9 protein-coding genes, 1 tRNA gene and 11 pseudogenes are annotated in these 19,039 nt (G+C 70.7%); 13 read left to right on the top strand and 8 right to left on the bottom strand.

Annotated features, from left to right (window positions below; genetic code table 11):
• Positions 1 to 90: 90 nt before the first annotated feature.
• Both RBJ77_RS56990 and RBJ77_RS56985 read left to right on the top strand, forming a co-directional pair.
• Positions 91 to 1,281, top strand: a pseudogene (locus RBJ77_RS56990) (NAD(P)/FAD-dependent oxidoreductase); the annotation flags it as partial.
• Between the two features lie 521 nt (positions 1,282 to 1,802).
• Positions 1,803 to 2,693: a cyclopropane-fatty-acyl-phospholipid synthase family protein gene (locus tag RBJ77_RS56985; protein WP_372352179.1), complete on the top strand. Its 891-nt coding sequence runs from the start codon at positions 1,803 to 1,805 to the stop codon at positions 2,691 to 2,693.
• 189 nt (positions 2,694 to 2,882) lie between these two features.
• On the opposite strand, the pseudogene RBJ77_RS56980 reads toward RBJ77_RS56985, so the two are convergent.
• Positions 2,883 to 5,423 (bottom strand): annotated as a pseudogene (locus RBJ77_RS56980) (ABC transporter permease).
• 207 nt (positions 5,424 to 5,630) lie between these two features.
• Positions 5,631 to 6,404 (bottom strand): annotated as a pseudogene (locus tag RBJ77_RS56975) (ABC transporter ATP-binding protein).
• A 382-nt stretch (positions 6,405 to 6,786) separates the two neighbouring features.
• Here RBJ77_RS56975 and RBJ77_RS56970 point away from each other — a divergent pair.
• From RBJ77_RS56970 to RBJ77_RS56950, 5 genes and pseudogenes are all read left to right on the top strand, one after another.
• Positions 6,787 to 6,869, top strand: a tRNA-Leu gene (locus RBJ77_RS56970).
• A gap of 309 nt (positions 6,870 to 7,178) precedes the next feature.
• Positions 7,179 to 7,292: an FAD-dependent monooxygenase gene (locus tag RBJ77_RS56965; protein WP_372343837.1), complete on the top strand. Its 114-nt coding sequence runs from the start codon at positions 7,179 to 7,181 to the stop codon at positions 7,290 to 7,292.
• Position 7,293: 1 nt separating this feature from the next.
• Positions 7,294 to 7,437 (top strand): annotated as a pseudogene (locus RBJ77_RS56960) (FAD-dependent monooxygenase); the annotation flags it as partial.
• A gap of 70 nt (positions 7,438 to 7,507) precedes the next feature.
• Positions 7,508 to 8,401, top strand: a complete 894-nt coding sequence (locus RBJ77_RS56955; protein ID WP_372352184.1) for an FAD-dependent monooxygenase — start codon at positions 7,508 to 7,510, stop codon at positions 8,399 to 8,401.
• Positions 8,402 to 8,514: 113 nt separating this feature from the next.
• Positions 8,515 to 9,415: pseudogene (locus RBJ77_RS56950) on the top strand (Bax inhibitor-1/YccA family protein); the annotation flags it as partial.
• A 95-nt stretch (positions 9,416 to 9,510) separates the two neighbouring features.
• On the opposite strand, the pseudogene RBJ77_RS56945 reads toward RBJ77_RS56950, so the two are convergent.
• Positions 9,511 to 9,742 (bottom strand): annotated as a pseudogene (locus RBJ77_RS56945) (DUF4287 domain-containing protein).
• 90 nt (positions 9,743 to 9,832) lie between these two features.
• Between RBJ77_RS56945 and RBJ77_RS56940 the strand changes: the two are divergent.
• Positions 9,833 to 10,140, top strand: a pseudogene (locus RBJ77_RS56940) (hypothetical protein); the annotation flags it as partial.
• Between the two features lie 589 nt (positions 10,141 to 10,729).
• On the opposite strand, the pseudogene RBJ77_RS56935 reads toward RBJ77_RS56940, so the two are convergent.
• From RBJ77_RS56935 to RBJ77_RS56925, 3 genes and pseudogenes are all read right to left on the bottom strand, one after another.
• Positions 10,730 to 11,494: pseudogene (locus tag RBJ77_RS56935) on the bottom strand (hypothetical protein); the annotation flags it as partial.
• Positions 11,495 to 11,775: 281 nt separating this feature from the next.
• Entirely contained in the window at positions 11,776 to 12,096 is a 321-nt protein-coding gene (locus RBJ77_RS56930) for a hypothetical protein (protein ID WP_372343838.1), read from the bottom strand.
• A gap of 136 nt (positions 12,097 to 12,232) precedes the next feature.
• A pseudogene (locus RBJ77_RS56925) lies at positions 12,233 to 12,700 on the bottom strand (hypothetical protein); the annotation flags it as partial.
• Between the two features lie 34 nt (positions 12,701 to 12,734).
• Here RBJ77_RS56925 and RBJ77_RS56920 point away from each other — a divergent pair.
• Positions 12,735 to 12,944: a hypothetical protein gene (locus tag RBJ77_RS56920; protein ID WP_372352178.1), complete on the top strand. Its 210-nt coding sequence runs from the start codon at positions 12,735 to 12,737 to the stop codon at positions 12,942 to 12,944.
• Positions 12,945 to 13,540: 596 nt separating this feature from the next.
• Here the strand turns inward: RBJ77_RS56920 and RBJ77_RS56915 are convergent.
• Positions 13,541 to 14,488: pseudogene (locus RBJ77_RS56915) on the bottom strand (GDSL-type esterase/lipase family protein); the annotation flags it as partial.
• Between the two features lie 440 nt (positions 14,489 to 14,928).
• On the opposite strand from RBJ77_RS56915, the gene RBJ77_RS56910 reads away from it, so the two are divergent.
• Both RBJ77_RS56910 and RBJ77_RS56905 read left to right on the top strand, forming a co-directional pair.
• Complete coding sequence (locus RBJ77_RS56910; protein ID WP_372352183.1) at positions 14,929 to 15,342, top strand: pyridoxal-phosphate dependent enzyme; 414 nt, start codon at positions 14,929 to 14,931, stop codon at positions 15,340 to 15,342.
• A gap of 193 nt (positions 15,343 to 15,535) precedes the next feature.
• Positions 15,536 to 15,796, top strand: a complete 261-nt coding sequence (locus RBJ77_RS56905; protein WP_372352177.1) for a hypothetical protein — start codon at positions 15,536 to 15,538, stop codon at positions 15,794 to 15,796.
• Between the two features lie 583 nt (positions 15,797 to 16,379).
• Here RBJ77_RS56905 and RBJ77_RS56900 read toward each other — a convergent pair.
• A pseudogene (locus RBJ77_RS56900) lies at positions 16,380 to 17,255 on the bottom strand (MurR/RpiR family transcriptional regulator).
• 148 nt (positions 17,256 to 17,403) lie between these two features.
• On the opposite strand from RBJ77_RS56900, the gene RBJ77_RS56895 reads away from it, so the two are divergent.
• The gene (locus RBJ77_RS56895) at positions 17,404 to 17,589 is read left to right on the top strand and encodes a hypothetical protein (protein ID WP_372352176.1); all 186 of its coding nucleotides are present in this window, start codon (positions 17,404 to 17,406) and stop codon (positions 17,587 to 17,589) included.
• Positions 17,589 to 17,813 (top strand): hypothetical protein, encoded by a 225-nt coding sequence (locus RBJ77_RS56890; RefSeq protein ID WP_372352175.1) that lies wholly within the window; start codon positions 17,589 to 17,591, stop codon positions 17,811 to 17,813. The genes RBJ77_RS56895 and RBJ77_RS56890 overlap by 1 nt, the downstream gene beginning before the upstream one ends.
• Positions 17,814 to 19,039 lie beyond the last annotated feature (1,226 nt).

Below are 19,039 nucleotides of genomic sequence, written 5' to 3'. Positions count from 1 at the left end.
GATGGCCACTTCGTTCGGCTGTGTGGAATTTGGGTGTTTAACCGTTTTCGCATTTATCGTGAAACGCTTTCACGTTTTCGTGCACTACCGGTCACCACCATCGACCAGGACCTGCACAGGCCGCCACGGTCGCCCTGCTCGTCGGCGAGGCGTAGCAGGTGTCCTTCGCCTACCTGCGATCGCGCTCGGCGCGGTACTCCGCACCTTCCCGACGCCGGGCCTCGCCGCTGAGGTCGGCATCGGTGATGAAGGTGCAGTCGAGGAGGCCCATCGGCCTGCGCTGCCACGATGCTCGAGCTGGCCTCTCGCGACAAGGCCGAGATCGACGACCGACGAGGAGATCATCGCCGCAAGGCGCTCACCTCGTTGATCGTCGATCGCGGTGGCTTCGCGGGCGCCGAGACACATCGGTGAGGTCGAGGACCTGGCGATTCATTTGCGGCCAGTTCTACTAAGGAAACGTGAAAGCGCGAGGGACATGCGCTTCGTGCTCGTCGACGCCGCCGACAGGTGCTGCCCGAGGTCGGCCCGGAGCTCGGCGAGTACGGCCCGCAAGCACCCCAGGTCCCCGCGGCATCGAGGTCTACCTGAAGACCACCATGCCGTCCTGCGTCGGCCTGGTCGTCGTGTAACCTCCCAACAGGGCTCGAGGTGGTCAGAAGGCTCCGAACACCGTGCGTGTGGACCGCCGGCGTCGAAACCCGGGCAGCCCTCTCGCGCTTCGGTCTCCCGCGCTCGGCCCGCGCGGCCACGTGGGTCGCAGGCCACTCCGGGTCGCCGGCAGCGACTGCATCTGGAGCGCACGGGCGGCGACGCCCGGAACGCCGGGACCTCGTCGGCGCCGCAAGGCGGGCAACAACAGAGCGCACTGGTGCCCGCCGAACGCGCAGCACGCCATGCGCCAGGCCAAGGTCGCTCGGCGACAACGTGGTCTCCGGCATGCAGAGGCTTCCCGCGAGAAGAGGGTACAGCCACAGCAACAGGGCGAACCGTCGCGGGTCTCGGCCTGCACAAGGGCGTCGCGATGATCGTCAGCTGGGCAAGATGAAGATCCAAGCTCGAGGGCCGTCTCGCCTGGTACATGCACCGTGATTACCACGGTCTGGCCATACCGACCTGGAACCGCAGGTCCGGGTGATCGCCGAGCGGACGATCAACATGTCTCAGAAGCGCGACATCACCGCGTCGGTGCGCTGCGTCCCGCGCGAGGAGGTCGCGAGCCCGCCAAAGCCGGCGCCCAAGCCCGTGGTGGAGGAGAAGAAGGCCGAGGCTAAGGCCTCTGACCTGCGGCCCTCAGTGCCAGCTGAAGGGGCTGCTTTCTGCCATCCGTGGTGCGAGTGGTCGGTTTTCTCCTGCCCAAAGTACGTGAAGCCCCTGGCCAAGCATTTTGCCGTTCCGTGACGCGATAACGACCGCGCAACCGCCCTGTTCGGTGCTTCTTACGACGGCGCTGGGACCGTTCGGGATTTCCCTCGTCACGGGAGGTGTGCGCCGCGCAGGACGCCACGCGCACAGCGGCTGAAGAAATCCCGCCGACGCAAAGCTGCCGGCGCCGAGCTCCCGGTGCGTGGCTGCGCGCCTGGGATCGAAGAGCTCGGAGGCCGGGCCCCGGACACGCCGGCCCTCGTCGTGCGCAACCGCCGCGCGCTGCGCCGACTCGCTCTGGAAGCCGGGCGAGCTGGGGCTCGCCCGCGCCTGGGTGGCCGGGCGACCTGGACGTGGGACGGCGATCTGTGCGACGCGCTGAGGTCGACTGGGCGGGTCGATCTGGGAGCGCCCCGAAGAGGGAGCGCAGGAGCCTCGTGGAGGCGCTCAGGGACCCAGGTGCGCGCGGCCCGCGAGCTGGTCAAGCTCGCAGGACCGTTCCTGCCGCCGGCCCCGCCCGCCGAGGAGATGCGTCGCAGGCCGCCTGCACCTGCACACCAAGGGCGACAGACAAACAGGCCATCAGCCACCACTACGACGTCGGCAACGACTTCTACGAGCTGGTCCTCGGCCCTTCGATGGTCTACTTCGTGCGCCTACCGGGAGTCGCCGGAGTCGACGCCGGAGTCCGCCCAGCGCGACAAGCTGGAGCTGATCTCCCGCAAGCTCGACCTCAAGTCGGGATGCGCCTCCTCGACGTCGGCTGCGGCTGGGGCTCGATGGCCGTGCACGCGGCCTGTGAGCACGGCGTGAGCGTCGTCGGCGTCACCCTCTCGCAGGAACAGGCCGCGTTCGCCAGGGAAAGCGCGTCGCCGACGAGGGCCTCACCGACCGCGTCGAGATCCGCGTCCAGGACTACCGACTGCGCGACGGTCCATGCGACGCGATCTCCCATCGCGCTGGCCGGCAGCACGTCCGGCTCCGCGCGGTGCCTGGAGTACGCCGCCGACCTGTACGCCCTCCTCAAGCCCGGCGGGCGGCTGCTCAACCACCAGACGTCGCGCGGGCCCCAGGAGGACGAGTCGGCGTACGAGGTCGACGAGTTCACGACGCCCACGTGTTCCCGGACGGCGAGCTGGCGCCCGTCGGCACCACCACGGCCGCTGGAGTGGGCCGGGTTCGAGGTGCGCGACGTCGAGGCCATCCGCGCACTACGCGCTCACGCTGCGGCACTGGGTGCACCTGGAGGCCCCCGGAAGGAGGCCCCGAAGCTGGTGAGCCCAGCCGGGCCCGGATCTGGCGGCTCTACATGGCGGCCTCCGCCCTGAGCTTCGAGCGCAACCGCATCGGCGTGAACCAGATCCTCGCGGTAGAAGACACCGGTGAGCGGGGGCCTCGGGGATGCCGCTGCGGGCCCGTACCTGGAACGTCTGACCCGCGTCCTGCACCACGCCGTAGCGTGAAGGGGCCCGCCGGTGACACACCGGCGGGCCCCTTCGCGTACGACTGCCGTACGGCTACTCGGACTTGATCGCCGCCAGCATGTTCAGCCGGGCCGCGCGGCGCCGGCAGCCACAGGGCCGCCAGGATGCCGACCACCGCGGCGAGCGCGAGGAAGATCCCCATCCGGCCCCAGGGCAGGATCAGCGCGTACGTCGACATGCTGTTGCCGATGAGCTGACCGGCCGCCCAGCCGAAGAACACGCCCAGGCCGATGCCGAGCACGCCGCCGAACAGGGAGATCACCAGGGACTCCAGGCGGACCATGCGCTTGATGCCCTTTGCGGTCGATGCCGATCGCGCGGAGCATGCCGGTCTCCTGCTGGCGCTCGAAGACCGACATGGCCAGGGTGTTGATGACACCGAGGACGGCGACGATGACCGCCATGGCGAGCAGGCCGTAGAGCATGTTCAGCATCAGCGTGAACATCTGGGCGATCTCGTTGGGAGATGTCCTGGCGGTCCTGGATCTTGACCGCGGGGTTCTCGCCGAGCGCCCTGGTCAGCTTGTCCTTGGTGGCGTCGGAGGTGCCGCCGGACGTCTTCAGCATGACCTGCATGTCGGAGACGCCGTCGGTGATGTGCGGGTTCAGGGTCGAGGAGTCGAGCATGATCCCCGGATCATCTCGTTGCCCTCGTAGACGCCCGCGACCGTCAGCCGCTGCTCCTTGCCGTCCTCGTAGTGGACGGTGAAGGCCGAGCCGGCCTTCCAGTCGTGGTCCTCGGCGGTCTCGATCGTCGACCACGACGTCGCTGCCGCCCACGGTGAACGTGCCGCTGTCCACCGGGAGTTCGGCGAGCCGGCTGATCGTCTTCCCGTTGACACCCGTCAGGTACTCGGTGCTGTTGTCGATGCGCGAGGGCGAGTTCGACAGTCCGCTGGTGGCGGTGACGCCGGGCGTCCCGTCGAGCGTCTTGAGGACGTCGGGCGAGCGCGTTCCCGTTCGCCATGGAGACGACGTAGTCCGCCTTGAGGGAGTCGGCCGCCATCTTGTCGATCGCCGACTGGATCGCTGCCCGCGATCACCGTCAGACCGGTGATGAGGGTGAGGCCGATCATCAGGGCCGAGGCGGTGGCGGCGGTGCGGCGCGGGCTGCGGACCGAGCTGAGGCGGGCCAGCTTGCCGGCGATGCCGAAGGCGCGCAGCACCGGCGCGGCGGCCGCGATCAGCGGGCGGGACAGCAGCGGCGTGAGGATGAAGACGCCGATCACCAGCAGGCCGGCGCCGAGCCCCATCGGCAGCTGACCGGAGTCGCCGCTCATGGTCGTCGCGGCGAGCACGGCCGTGACACCGGCGGCCGAGACGAGCGCGCCGAGCGTGTTGCGCAGCACCAGGGACTTGGCGGTGGGGGCGGCGCACCGCGTTCATCGCGGCGACCGGCGGGATCTCGCGGCGCGGCGGCCCGGCAGCCAGGCGGCCAGCATCGTGATCAGGGACGCCGACGACGAGCGCGGAGACGACCGTGCCGGGGGAGACGACCAGCGGGCCGTCCGGGATGATCGCGCCGGTCCCGTCCATCAGCGCCCGCATGCCCGCGCCGATGCCGATGCCGACGCCCAGACCGGTGACGGCGGCGACGGCGCCCACGAAGAACGCCTCCAGCAGCACGGACCGGGTGACCTGGCGGCGCGAGGCGCCTACCGGGCGCGCAGCAGCGCGAGCTCCTTGGTGCGCTGGGCGACCAGCATCGTGAAGGTGTTGGCGATGATGAAGATGCCGACGAACAGGGCGATGCCCGCGAAGACCAGCAGCATCGTCTTCATGGAGCTCATCGACGACGAGATCATCTCGGCCTGGTCGTCGGCGAGCCGCTTTGCCGGTGTCGGTGTCGACCGCGGAGGTGCCCAGCGCCTCGTCGAGGTTCCGCTTGAGCTGGTCCTGGCTCGTCCCGGCCGCGGCGGTCACGTCGATCTCGTCGTACGCGCCCTGCTTGTGGGAAGAGCTGCTGCGCGGTCGCCGTGCGAACAGGGGCAGGGAGCCGCCGGCCGCGACGTTGCCGTCGTCCGTGGTGAAGATGCCGGTGACGGTGGGCGTGAGCACCGGTCCGTCGATGGACATCCGCACCTGGTCGCCGACCTTGTACCCGGCCCGCTTCGCGGTCTCCGCGTCCAGGGCGACCTGGTGCTCGCGCGCGGGGCGGCGCCGTCGGTGAGCGGGTAGCGGTCGTCGGCCTGCCGGCGGTGCCCGAGTAGTTGCCGCCCTTGGTCGAGAAGCCGTTGCCGACGAGCTTGCCGTCCTGGTCGGCGACGGCCGCGTAGCCGCTGACCACGCCGATCGCGGCGGCGGCCCCGGCACGCTCCGCGCCTTCTTCAGGGTGGCGTCGGTCAGCTTCGTGGACCGGCCGACCCTGTCGCCCTCGGACTTGGTGGAGCCGGGGTGACGGCGACGTCCACGTGGTCGAAGCCCTTGAGGACGACTTCTCCAGGGCGGAGGAGATGATGTTGGTGAAGACGAGGGTGCCGGTGACGAAGGCGACGCCGAGGCATGACGGCGAGCACGGTCATCATCAGGGCGGGCCTTGTGCGCGAAGACATTGCGCAGGGCTGTTCGGAACATGGGGGGTCTCTTCTAGGTCTGGGCCGGGCAGATCAGCCCTGCGGCCGTTGGGCTGCGGGTGCGGATCACTGCCTCCGGCGATTGAGGAGCGGGGTCCAGGCGGAGCCCCGTGACCTACGCGCCGTGGGGGCCGATGATTCGTTCGCGGGTGCTGCGCCGTCGTGGTTGCTCGCGCAGTTCCCCGCGCCCTTCCGGGGCGCACCTGCGTCAGCTGGTGCGGCCCTTCGCGTCGAAGCGCTTCATGCGGTCCAGGACCGTGTCCGCCGTCGGGGCGTGCATCTCGTCGACGATCCGGCCGTCCGCCAGGAAGACCACGCGGTCCGCGTAGGCCGCCGCGACCGGGTCGTGGGTGACCATCACCACGGTCTGGCCCAGCTCGCGCACGGAGTTGCGCAGGAAGCCGAGGACCTCGGCGCCGGAGCGCGAGTCCAGGTTTCCGGTGGGCTCGTCGCCGAAGATGATGTCGGGCTTGGAGGCCAGGGCGCGGGCGACCGCGACGCGCTGCTGCTGGCCGCCGGAGAGCTGCGAGGGCGGTGGCCGAGGCTGGGTCCGCGAGGCCCACCATCTGGATCACGTTCTCCAGCCACTGCTTGTCGGCCTTGCGGCCCGCGATGTCCATGGGGAGCGTGATGTTCTCCAGGGCGGTCAGCGTCGGCAGCAGGTTGAACGCCTGGAAGATGAAGCCGATCTTGTCGGCGGAGCTTGGTGAGCTGCTTGTCCTTGAGGGAGCCCAGCTCGGTCTCGCCGATCCTGACCGAGCCGGAGGAGAAGGTGTCCAGGCCCGCGACGCAGTGCATCAGCGTCGACTTGCCGGAGCCCGACGGGCCCATGATCGCGGTAGAAATCCAGCCTGCCGGAACTCGACGGAGACCCGGTCGAGCGCGACCACCTGGGTCTCACCCCTGTCCGTAGACCTTCGACAAGATCCGTGGCGCGGGCGGCCGCCGTGGTGGTCCGGCCGGCGAGAGGGGTGGTGGTCACGGGTGGGTGCTCCTGTCGGTGCGGCGTTCGGGGACCGTTCCATCGTCCCGGCGGATCGGAGCCGTGGAGTCAGTCGCAGTTCCCGTTCCGAGGGGGCGACTCGGGTCGGACCGGGGGAGGCTGTGTCATACACCTGGGGATGACACGGGACCCTGAGAACCGGGCGCCCGCCGGGACACCGCCGGCGGAGGTGAAATCCCGTCAATCCCCCTGGAGCGCGCCCGTGCCTGTGACAAGGCCTCCGGCAAGTGCGGATGGAGCTTGTAGTGGGCTGATGCACCCTCAGACGTCAATAAAATAAGACAACATCGGGCTGTTGTTCCGCTGATCGGGGGATGCCGCCGGATAGGCTCGGGATGGTCGACGCGGAGCCCCACAGCCTGCCCGGATGGTGGAATGCAGACACGGCGAGCTTAAACCTCGCCGCCCTTCGCGGGCGTACCGGTTCAAGTCCGGTTCCGGGCACCTCCGTCCCTCTCCTCCCCGTTTCCCCCTCGTTTCCCGCCCCGTCGCCTTTGCGGGCCTTGCCACAGGTATGTGTGCCCGGCGCGGGATCCGCCGTGCGCGAGGGGGCCGAAGATCGCCAACTCCCCTTGCCGGGCGCGGGTCTTGGCGTGCGCACGCACCCCGTCGGCCGCCGCCGCCCGCGCCCGTCCGCCACCGGACCATTGACACCCGATGCGACCGGGGCGGAGGATCCCGCCAGAGCCTCAATGAACGAAAGTTCACCAGGCGAACGCGAGGGAACGAACGCACAGACGCGAGAGGATCCGTATGCGCACCACCGTCGGCATCATCGGAGCGGGCCCGGCCGGACTGCTCCTGGCCAGGCTCCTGCACGACGCGGGGATCGACTCCGTCGTCCTGGAGAGCCGCGACCGCGCGTAGCGTGGAACAGCGCCAGCGCGCCGGGATCCTGGAGCAGGGCACCGTCGACGTGCTGCGCGAGGCCGGCGTCGGCGCCCGCATGGACCGCGACGGAATGCCCCACGACGGCATCGAGCTGCGCTTCGACCGCCGCCGCCACCGCGTCGACTTCCCGGCCCTGACCGGCGGGAAGCAGGTCATGGTCTACGCCCAGACCGAGGTCTGCAAGGGACCTCATCGCGGCCCAACTGGCCGACGGCGGGCCCCCTGTTGTTCGAGGCGGAGGCGCTGGCGGTGGAGGGCGAGACACGGACGCGCCGCGCGTCCGGTTCCGGCACGAGGGCCGCGAGGACGTCCTCGACTGCGCCTACGTGGTCGGCTGCGACGGCTTCTGGGGCGTGGCCAGGAACGCGATACCGGCGCCGGAGTCCGCGACGTACGAGCGCACGTACCCCTTCGGCTGGCTCGGCATCCTCGCCGACGTCGCCCCGTCCCACGACGAGCTGGTCTACGCCCGCTCCGACCGCGGCTTCGCGCTCCTGTCCATGCGCTCGCCCTCGGTCACCCGCGCCTACCTCCAGGTCCCCGAGGGCACGGACGCCGCCGACTGGTCCGACGACGCGATCTGGGACGAGCTCGACCGCCGCCTGGCGGTCGACGACCCGGCCTGGCGGCTGGCCCGCGGACCGATCACGCAGAAGTCCGTCACCCCGATGCGCTCCTACGTCCACGAGCCCATGCGGCACGGCCGGCTCTTCCTGGCCGGTGACGCGGCGCACATCGTCCCGCCGACCGGCGCAGAAGGGCTGAACCTCGCCGTCGGCGACGTCGTCACGTGCCCGTTCGCGCCCTCGTCGCGGCCACGGAGAAGGGCGACACCGCGCTCCTCGACGCGTATCTCGGAGACCTGCCTGCGCCGCGTCTGGCAGGCCGAGCGGTTCTCCCTACGCGATGACGACGATGCTGCACCGCGCGCCCGACGCCACCGCGTTCGACGACAAGATCCAGCTCGCCCGGCTCGACCGCCTGACCACGTCGAAGGCCGCGGAAGCCGATCTCGCGGAGGCGTACACCGGTTTCCCGCTGTGATCGCCGCCGGGCGGAACATCACGGGGCTGCCACGTTCGTAGAAGCAGAAAGGGGTAACAGGATGAGAAAGATCCTCCCTGAGCACTAGGGCCGGATCTTTGCCAAGCTATTACTCTTGTGGCAAGGCCATACACGGTGGCCATGGAGGAGTGAAATGAGGAGCAGCAACCCGGTCTTCTCGCGACGGGGGTTCAGCCGCGACAACGGCTACGCGCAGTTCAACACCGCGCAGCAGCCGCAGGCCGGGGGGCCCCGCAGTCGGGACGCAGGCCAATCCGTACGGCCAGGCCCCCGCCGGCAACCCGTACGCGCAGAACCCCTACGCGCAGCAGGATCTGCAGTACGGCGCTCCGCAGGCGCCCACCACCACCGGCCGCATGACGATGGACGACGTCATCATGCGCACGGCGACCACCCTCGGTCTCCTCGTCGTGACCGCCGCGCTCGCCTGGGCGCTGCTCCCGGTCGACGAGGCCAACATCAACAAGTCGTACGGCATCGCGATCGGCGCCGGCCCTCGTCGCGATGGTGCTCGGCTTCGTGCGAGGCCTTCAAGCGCAAGGCGTCCCCGCCGATCATCCTGGCGTACGCCGCCCTCGAAGGTGTCTTCCTCGGCGTGCTCTCCAGCATCGTCGACAACTACATCAGCGAGCGGTGCGGCCGTGCAGGCCGTGCTCGGCACGATGGCCGTGTTCGTCGCGGTCCTCGTCGCGTACAAGGCGGGCTGGATCCGCGTCAACCGTCGCTCTCTACGGCTTCGTGATGGCCGCGGCCATGGGCTTCATCCTGCTCGTGGCGGTGAACCTGCTGTTCGCCGTCTTCGGCGGCAGTGACGGCCTCGGCTTCCGCAGCGGCGGCCTCGGCATCCTGTTCGGCATCATCGGCATCCTGCTCGGTGCCTGCTTCCTGGCCCTGGACTTCAAGCAGGTCGAGGACGGCATCGCGTACGGCGCCCCGAAGGAAGAGGCGTGGCTCGCCGCCTTCGGTCTGACCCCTGACCCTGGTCTGGATCTCACATGGAGTTCCTGCGGCTCATCGCGATCCTGCAGCGGCAACGACTAGCCGGTCGTCCGGTAGCTGCCTGGGCCCGCGCACCCTTCGCGCGCGGGCCCTGGCTTCATGGGGAGTTGGCGGCGCTGCTCGGCCCGCCTCAGCCGAATCGGCGGGCGGCGCGCCTCAGGTCGTACTCGTGGATGATCGCTTTGGCATGGCCGTACGCGAGATCGTGCTCCCCGCGCAACCAGCTGACCTTCTCTTCGAAGCGAAGGAAGCAGGGGCCATCATTTCGACGGTGCGCAGCCAGTCGGAGACTTCACGACCGGTGCAGTGGGGATTCGAGCCAGCAGATTGCGGTGGGTCTCCTCGGAGAAGACTTGGGACATCGGCGCCTCGGAACGCTTCGATGTGGCCGGTCGCTTCACGCCACCGTGCCTGGAGCGTTGGGGGCCTTGTAAACAGCTACAGTTCGCCGGGTGCTTGATACGACGCCTTTGACCGCAGCGGTGGATCAGCCTCGCGGGACCGGCTCAGAGCCGCGCCGCAGAGTCGGCTGCAGCGGGGGGCCGCCGCGGAGGCGCTGGCGCTGGGCCGGGAACTCTCGGCGCGGGCCCAGCTGTTGGACGACCCTCGAGGGGGCCGTCCGGGAGATGCCGGACGCGGGGATGTTCGCGGCGGCCGATCAGATCACGGTGGCCGGGCGGGACCTGGCGGTGTCCCTGCGGGGGCCGGGGAGCTGGCGGAGGCCGTGGAGCTGGTCGAGGCGGCGATGAAGCGGGCCGGGTGTAGAGCGGTTCCGGGAGCTCGCCGTGGCGCCTGGTGTGGTGCTGCCGGGTGCGGGTCTCGTCGTGGCTGGTCGCGCAGTTCGCGCGCGCTGGAAGGTCGATTTCGGCTGCGGGCCGGTGGGGCTTCTCGCGCAGTTCCTCGCGGCCCTTGAAACCCGATCTCGGCTGTCGGCTGGTGGGGCTTCTCGCGCAGTTCCCCGCGCCCCTTGAAACCCGATCTCGGCTGTCGGCTGGTGGGGCTACGCGCAGTTCCCCGCGCCCCTTTGAAACCGACTTCGGCTGTCGGCTGGTGGGGCTTCTCGCGCAGTTCCTCGCGCCCCTGGGAGGCCGATTTCGGCTGCGGGCCGGTGGGGGCTTCTCGCGCAGTTCCTCGCGCCCCTTGAAACCCGATCTCGGCTGCGGGCCGGTGGGGCTTCGTGCGCAGTTGCTCGCGGGCCTGAGCGCCGCGGCTTTGCCGCGTCTTCGCCCGAGATACCGCGCCGTCATGGCAGCGCGCCGCTGAGATGGCGCACGGAGTGCGCGTCTCGGGGCGCGCGAACTGCGCGACCGGCCCCCACCGGGCCGCGGTCGGCTGAACGGGTCAGGCGGGGAGGCTATGACGCGGTCCGCCAGGGATGCAGACGCTGGCGCCGGCGCACTCGAAGGTCGGGAGCGTACGCGCCGGAGACGCCGGAGCCGCCGAGGAGGACCGGGGTGTCGCCGTCACGGAGGGCTGCGGCGAGCTGCTCCGCGGTCTCCGGTGACCCGGGGTCATGCAGAGCGTGGTGCCGTCGGCGAAGACGTAGACGTCGAGCGTGCCGAGCGGGCCGGGGCGGACGTCGGACAGCGCCGTGCGCGCCTGCGCCAGCTCCTCCAGACACGCCACCGTGCGCTCGTGGTCGCTGGAGACGGGCGACTGGACCGGGACGAAGTCCGGCGAGAGGTGGCGGCGGCGGGCCGCGCCAGCTCGGCGGACTCCCCGGCGAACTCGTCCTCCGGCTCCAGGGCCGGCCGATCGACGCCGGCTCCGAGGCCGGCGAAGTCGGCCTGCGCGCGGCATGAAGAACTCGTCGCCGAGCGCACCGCCACCGGTCAGGAACGGCGGCAGGTCGGACGTGTCGCGCGCCTCCTGCGCCGCCCAGAACGCCCGCGCCTCCGCCAGCTCGCGCTCCCGCTCCTCGGCGAGTGCGTCGGCGACGGCGCCGCGTATGGCGTCCGTGTCGGGAGTCGTGCGAGCCGCCGGCATGCCCGGGCGCACGGCATCCGCGCGATCACGGGCCAGCTCTTTGCGAGGTCCGCGATCTGCCGACGCAGGCCCCGGACGTTGTGCAGGGTGGCGCCGACGAGCGTGGCAGCGGCCGTGGCGAGCAGCAATGCAGGGGGATGGCGCTCACTGACGTACTCCCGGTTTCAAGTCGACCCCCGACTTCCTACATCAGCTTGAAGCCTGGACGAACCAGCTGTCAGTGCATTACGTCACGAATTGGACAGGGCTTTTTGGCCGGGCGTTTAGCCCCCGATATGGCTCTGGGTACCGGGCTGACGCTGAGAAAGTCCATCTCCCCGAGATGCATGTCACATCCTGGGGGAGATTGGATCACGATTGCATAGACGGATCTCGAGGTCAGCTCCGGCTCAGCTCTGGTCGGTTCCGGTCAGCTGAGGCGCTCGATGACCATCGCCATGCCCTGACCGCCGCCGACGCACATGGTCTCCAGGCCGAACTGCTTGTCGTGGAACTGGAGCGAGTTGATCAGCGTGCCGGTGATCCGGGCGCCGGTCATGCCGAAGGGGTGGCCGACGGCGATGGCGCCACCGTTCACGTTCAGCTTGTCCTCGTCGATGCCGAGGTCGCGGGCGGACGGGATGACCTGCGCGGCGAACGCCTCGTTGATCTCGAACAGGTCGATGTCCGAGACGGACAGGCCGGCCAGCTTCAGGCGCGCGCTGGACGCCTCCACCGGGCCCAGGCCCATGATCTCGGGGAGAGGCCGAGACGCCGGTCGAGACCACGCGGGCGAGCGGGGTCAGGCCCAGCTCGCGGGCCTTCGTGTCGGACATGATCACGAGGGCGGCGGCGCCGTCGTTCAGCGGGCAGCAGTTGGCGGCGGTGACCAGGCCGTCGGGGGCGGAAGACGCGGCTTGAGGCCCGAGACGCCCTCCAGCGTGACGCCGGCGCGCGGGCCGTCGTCCTTCGACACGACCGTGCCGTCCGGGGTGGTCACTGGTGATCTCGCGCTCCCAGAAGCCGTTCTTGATGGCTTCCTCGGCGCGGTTCTGCGAGCGCACGCCGAAGGCGTCCATGTCCTCGCGGGTGATGCCCTTCAGGCGGGCCAGGTTCTCGGCGGTCTGGCCCATCGCGATGTACGCGTCCGGGACCAGGCCGTCCTCGCGCGGGTCGTGCCAGGTGGTGTTCTCCTGCTGGGCGACGGCCGCGGTGCGGGCCTCGGCCTCGGCGAAGAACGGGTTGTGCGTGTCGGGCAGCGAGTCCGAGTTGCCCTTCGCGAAGCGCGACACCATCTCGACGCCGGCCGAGATGAACACGTCGCCCTCGCCCGCCTTGATGGCGTGCAGCGCCATGCGCGTGGTCTGCAGGGAGCTGGAGCAGTAGCGGGTGATGGTGCAGCCCGGGGAGGTGGTCCATGCCCATCTGCACGGCCACGATGCGGCCGAGGTTGTTGCCCTGCTCGCCGCCAGGGAGGCCGCAGCCGAGCATCAGGTCGTCGATGTCGTGCGGGTCGAGCTCGGGGACCTTGGCGAGGGCGGACTGGATGATCGTGGCGGTCAGGTCGTCCGGTCGCAGATCCTTCAGGGGAGCCCTTGAAGGCGCGGCCGATGGGGGAGCGGGCGGCTGAGACGATCACTGCTTCGGGCATCACGGCTCCCAGAGGGTTCGTTGACCTTTTCAGGCGGGACCGTCTGGGAAGTTACCCTGTACGTACTGCTCAGGTCACCGGCATGGGTGTGACCCCGCCAGCATCTTCTAAGCGCTTGCTCGCTCTGCGTCCAACGGGTGAGTGATCCGGGTAGCCCCCGGGGGTGCGGGAGCTGCGCGCCCAGCCCCCACCCGGCGAACGGCCTCCGGGGCCCGCGGCGCCCTCAACCGCCGGAGGGCTGATCTGGGCGCCCCTAGGCGCTGAACTGCGCGACCAGCCCCTACCGGCGGTCGGTCGGGCATTGGTCTCGGCTCGCCCTGGTCCCGCCTCAATCGCCGGAGGGGCTCGATCTGGGCGCCAGGGCAGGGTCGCTGCGCCAGCTCCCCACCGGCGCTCACCCGGTCAATGGCCTCGGGGCTCCGCCGGACCCTGCTCTCGCCGCCGGAGGGCTTGATCTGCGACCCAGGGCGCGGGGAACCGCGCGACCAGCCTCGCCGGCGGTCGGTCGAGGGCAGTGGCCGGACGCCGAGCGTCCTGCGGAGAGTCGGCGGCGGCGTCGCTTGCAATGCCCACGGGCGGACCGTCGGCATCGCGGGCAGTGACCTCCCGTGCCGCCCTCCTGACCGCCTGGGCCGCCGCACGGGCCACCGGCAGGAAACCCGGCGCGGGCGACGTCCGCGCTCTCCTCCGGCCACAGGCCCAGGGAGGCGCACGACGGCAGGACGGCCATCGCCGCCGTCGCTACCCTCCGCCGAGGGGTGGTAGTTGTCTGGCCGAACATCTCCGGCGCGGGCCCGCCGAGAACTCAGGGCCCAGCAGATCGCCCAGCGAGACGTGCGCCCGCCTGCTCCACCGTGCCGATTGCCTGCGCGGCGGCGGGCTGCCGCGACGCCTCGCCGGGCCAGCCAGCGGCGGCTGGTTGCACCGGCCTCGACGGCCGCCGAGGTCGAGCAGGTGCCCACGACCACCTCCCGCACCGGCCGCGCAGCCTGCGGACGGCCGCGGAGAGGTGGCGTACGGACGCGCGGCGGGGATGCGGTGCGTGACGTCGTTCGCGCCGATCATGATCACGCAGACGTCCGGCTGCCAGGCCGGGTCGGCGAGCTCAGCGCGACCTGGCGGTCCAGGTCGTCGGACTGGGCGCCGCGGCAGCCGCGTTGCGCAGCTCCACGCGCGCTCGGCCACCGCCGCGAGTCCCGACGCGAGCAGCGCGCGCCAGTGCCCAGCGCCTGCACGCCCCTGCCCCTGCGGCCGTGGAGTCGCCGAGCATGGTGAGCGCAGGCTGCGCCCCGACAGCGCGTACGCCCGCCGCGACAGCGCCGTCCGCCGACCGGGAGCACCGGTCCGTCCCGTGGTTGCCGACCTGGCGGCGCGCCATCTGGACCTCGGCCAGAACCACGCCGACGGCGGCCACGCCGCAGCGCAGCCCGATGCCCGCCGCCCCCTGCCGCCGCCCCGCGGCGTCCGCCGTGCCACTCGCCCTGCTCGACATGTTCGCGGCCACCTGCCTCCTGTTCAGCGACGTACGAAGACGCCGTTCTACGGCCAGCATGAACTCATTGCCTGCAATCCCCGTCGGCCACCGTAACGGGAGATGAAGGGCCTGGTACACGCGGCAATACGCTGACCACATCCCCTACGCAGGAGACCCCGGAGACAACGTGCAGATCCACGACTCGATGATCAGTCTCGTCGGCAACACCCCGCTGCTGAGGCTCAACAAGGTGACCGAAGGGCTGCAGGCGACCGTCCTGGGCCAAGGTCGAGTACTTCAACCCCGGCGGTTCCGTGAAGGACCGCATCGCGCTGCGCATGATCGAGGCCGCCGAGCGAGCGGGGAGCTGAGCCGGGCGGCACGATCGTGGAGCCCACCAGCGGCAACAACACGGGCGTGGGACTCGCCATCATGGCCCAGCAGAAGGGCTCAAGCGCATCTTCGTCTGCGGACAAGGTCTCCACCGACAAGATCAGCGCGTGCAGGTGGCTGGTGCCGAGGTCGTGGTCTGCCCGACCGCCGTGGATCCCGAGCACCCGGACTCGTACTACAACGTCTCGACCGGCTGGTCCGCGAGACGCCCGGGGGCGTGGAAGCCGGACCAGTACAGCAACCCGAACAACCTCGCTGTCCCACTACCACCGACCGGCCCCGAGCTGTGGGAGCAGACGGAAGGGAAGATCACCCATTTCGTCGCCGGTGTCGGGACCGGCGGCACGATCTCGGGGACCGGGCGGTACCTGAAGGACGCCAGTGAGGGCCGGGTCCAGGTCATCATCGGCGCGGACCCCGAGGGGTCGGTCTACTCCGGCGGCTCCGGGCGGCCCCTACCTCGTCGAGGGCGTCGGTGAGGACTTCGCCGACGGCGTACGACCGCGAGCGTCGCCGACGGCATCGTCGCCGTGTCCGACAAGGACTCCTTCCAGATGACGCGGCGGCCTCGCCAAGCGAGGGAGGGGCTGCTCGTCGGCGGCTCCTGCGGGATGGCTGTCGTCGCCGCGCTGCGGCGTCGCGGAGGGCTCCGGCCCGGACGACGTGGTGGTCGTGCTGCTGCCGGACAGCGGCCGCGGCTATCTGTCGAAGATCTTCAACGACGAGTGGATGGCGGACTACGGGTTCCTGACGACTCCGGGCCGAGCGCCCGCGTCGGCGACGTGCTCAAGCGACAAGGACGGGCGGCGCGCTGCCCGAGCTCGTCCACATGCACTCCCGAGGAGACGGTCGGCGAGGCCATCGACGTGCTGCGCGAGTACGGCGTGTCCGCAGATGCCGATCGTGAAGCCGGGCGCCGACACCCTGACGTGATGGCCGCAGAGGTCATCGGCTCGGTCGGTCGAGCGGGAGCTGCTCGATGCGCTGTTCGCGCAGCGGGCGTCGCTGCACGACCCGTTGGAGAAGCACATGCTCGGGCGCCGCTGCCGCAGGTCGGATCCGGTGAGCCGGTGCGCGGACCTGATGAGCGTGCTGGGCGCGGCCGACGCCGCGATCGTGCTGGTCGAGGCGAAGCCGACCGGCGTGGTGAGCCGCCGGACCTGCTGGCGTTCCTGGCCAAGGGCGCCACGAAGCAGCCGGCGCCGGTCCGTTTCGCATGACCGCTTCACCGGTTCGCGAAACGGTACTGAGCGCGACACGCGCGCAGCACCGGCTTAACACGCGTCCGGCAGATTGGTGGGTGTCGGAGGGGGTGGGAGCGGCCTCCCGCTCCCAGCCGGCACCGTAGCGGCGTCAAGGACCTCCGAGCGGCCCTGACCTCCACCGACGCCCAGACGTGACGCCCGCCTGACCCGGGCGGGCGTCCTCGCGGGGGACCGCCGTCGTCCCGCCCCCGTCACAGTGCGGGCGGTCCCCGCGCAACTCTCTTTCCCGTGGCAAGGGCTGCTCCGCTGGCCTACTCCACGAAGAGGCCGCGCTCGGCCGCCCGCACGTCGAACTCCTCCAGCCGCGCCTGCCGCCTGCGGCAGCCCGTCGCACATCGCCTCCAGGAGCACCCGGCCCAGCAGCATCGGCGCGCACGCCGTGCTCGAAGGCGAGGCCTGTGCCGACAGGGCCGCCGGCAGCAGGAGGTCGGAGTGCTTGGGCGACCGGCGCGAAGGCGGAGTCGGCGACGGTGACGACGGCATCAGCCCGGCCTCCTTGGCGTACGCGAGGGCGCTCGACGACCTCCCGCGGATGGCGGGGGAGCGCGAAGCAGAGCAGCGTCGCCGCGCCCGGCGCGCACGGCCGCGTCGATCCGGGTCGGCGAGCATCGTGCCGCCTCGTCGAGGAGCCGGACGTCGGGGTGGACCTTCGCCGCGAAGTACGAGAAACCCGTACGCCTGGGAGGCCGCGGCGCGCAGGCCGAGCACCGGCAGCGGCCGGGACGCGGCGAGCAGCCGGCCCGCCCGCTCGACCGATCGACGGGTCGGCGAGCAGCTCCCGCCAGGTGGCGCAGATTGGCGATCTCGGCCTCGACGGCCTGCTGGTACTCGCTGGCCTCGGTGGCCGCCGTCCGCCGCTGGCGGGGGCGACCTCGCGCAGGTGCTTGCGCAGCGCCGGATAGCTCGTCAGAGCCGAGGGCGACCGCGAACGGGTCACGGACGGCTGGCTGACTCGGGCCAGATCCGCCAGCTCCACCGAGGACAGGAACGGCACGTCGGCCGCGCGGCGCCACCATGCAGTGCGCGATCCGGCGCTGGGTGGGCGTGAGCCGGTGGCCCTCGAAGAGGTGCTGGAGCCGGGCGGCGGGGCCCTGACCGAGCGCGGCGCGGTCCGTGTGGTCGTTCATTCTCCCCGTTCCCCTGCGGTCCATTCAGTGCAGCTGCTAGGTGTATGAGCTTTATTCCAGAGCAGGGGACTGGCGCCAGGTTCCGCCGCGATGGGGGTAACGGTAGTGTGCCTTTCCGTCAGGCAACGGATGTGCAAGGGGAGCGCCCGTGGGCAACGGGGGACCGGGGAGCGACGGCCAGACGCTGGCCAGTTCGCCCGCCGACAAGAAGAAGGCCGCCAAGTACCTGGAGGAAGAACTCCTCCCGCACACGAAGTCGGCCGGGAACATGGCGGCGGGCGGCGGGGCCGTCAAGCCGCCCTTCATCGGCCCCGTGGCCGGGCCAGTCCGCTGATGAAGCAGGACACTGGGCTCAATGGCCTCTCCGGCTGGGCCAGCGATCAGGGCCTGTCGGACGCGCTGGTGGCCTGGCAGGGGTCGGCGAACCGTCTCCTCGGCCGGCTGCAGACGGAGCTGAACGCGCTGCACGGCACGAAGAACCTGTTCCAGGGCACCGACCTCGGCGTCCAGAGCCAGGTCAACGGCATCCGTCCGCCCAGCAGCTTCGACGGAATGTGACGGGGGCCCGGCCATGGCACTGACGTACCAGGACGTGATGACGGCCGATCTCTCCTTCTTCGTGGACGTCTCCACGGCGTGGAAGAAGATGGGCGACCGCTTCGGCGAGCTGCAGACGGACTACGAGAAGAACGTCCAGGGCGTGCTCGGCAACGGCAACTGGCAGGGCCTCGCCTACGGCGCCCAGCAGCAGAACGCCTCCGCCACCGCTCTTCGAGTACGGCGCGGCGAAGGCGGAGGCGCACGCCGTCGCGAGCCTGCTCACCGACGCGCACACCGATCTGGTCCGGCTGCAGAAGGCGGTCAAGGGACCTCGTCGAGGACGCGGAGAAGAAGGGAGACTACAAGGTCGACTCTGGTCCGGCAAGGCGACCTACGTCGGCTTCGACAAGATGTCGCAGGACGAGAAGTTCGCGCTCCACCACGACCCCGACTATCCGGAAGCTGGTCGCCGACGCCAACCAGAGGCCAGGACTGGTCCGACGCCATCACCAAGGCCGTCCAGGCCGTGCGACGACTGCGACCAGAGCGTGAAGCGCGCCCTGTCCCGCCTCCAGCGACGTGAACACGGACGGCCTCGGCTTCGGCGGGTTCAACGCGCACGCCGACGGCGACCTGAAGACGGCGGGCAAGCCGGAACCCAAGTCCGAGAAGAAGTGACGGCGGTTTGGGGTCTCCGAGGGCGAGTCCGAGGCGTCAGTCCTGAGGCCGGAGCCGAGGCCAAGGCCTCGGACGTCGGCGGCGGCAAAAGCTCGGCGAGGCCGAGGCGCACGCGTACCTCGGCAAGGCGTCGGCGGAGGGCTCGCTCACCAACGGCGTTCAAGCTGGCCGGTGAGGCCGAGGCGTTCGCCGGGGCCAAGGCCAACATCGGCGCGGGCATCACCAACGAGGGGCTCAACGCCGAGGCCGGTGCCTTCGCCGGCGGCGCGGCCTCGGCCCAGGGCAGCGCCTACGCCGGCCCGGTCGGCGTCTACGGGCGGGCCGAGGGCAGGTGGGCGCCGAGGCGGAGGCCGGGATCAACGTCGGCAGGAAGGCTTCCACGCCGGGGCCGGCGCGTTCGCCGGTGCCAAGGGCGAGGTCGCGGGCGGCGCCGACCCGGCGGCATCGGCGTCGGTGTCACCGCCGAGGGCTACGCGGCCCGGCGCCGAGGCCAAACCTGACTTCGGCAAGGACCAGAACGGGGCCTGGCACTTCAGGCCAAGGCTGGTGTGCCGCCGATCGTCGGC

It is taken from the genome of Streptomyces sp. KL116D (assembly GCF_030766975.1).
GTDB classification, from domain to species: Bacteria; Actinomycetota; Actinomycetes; order Streptomycetales; family Streptomycetaceae; genus Streptomyces; species Streptomyces longispororuber_A.
The sequence above is the reverse complement of the archived record's forward strand: the minus strand, read 5'-3'. Positions and strand labels throughout refer to the sequence as shown.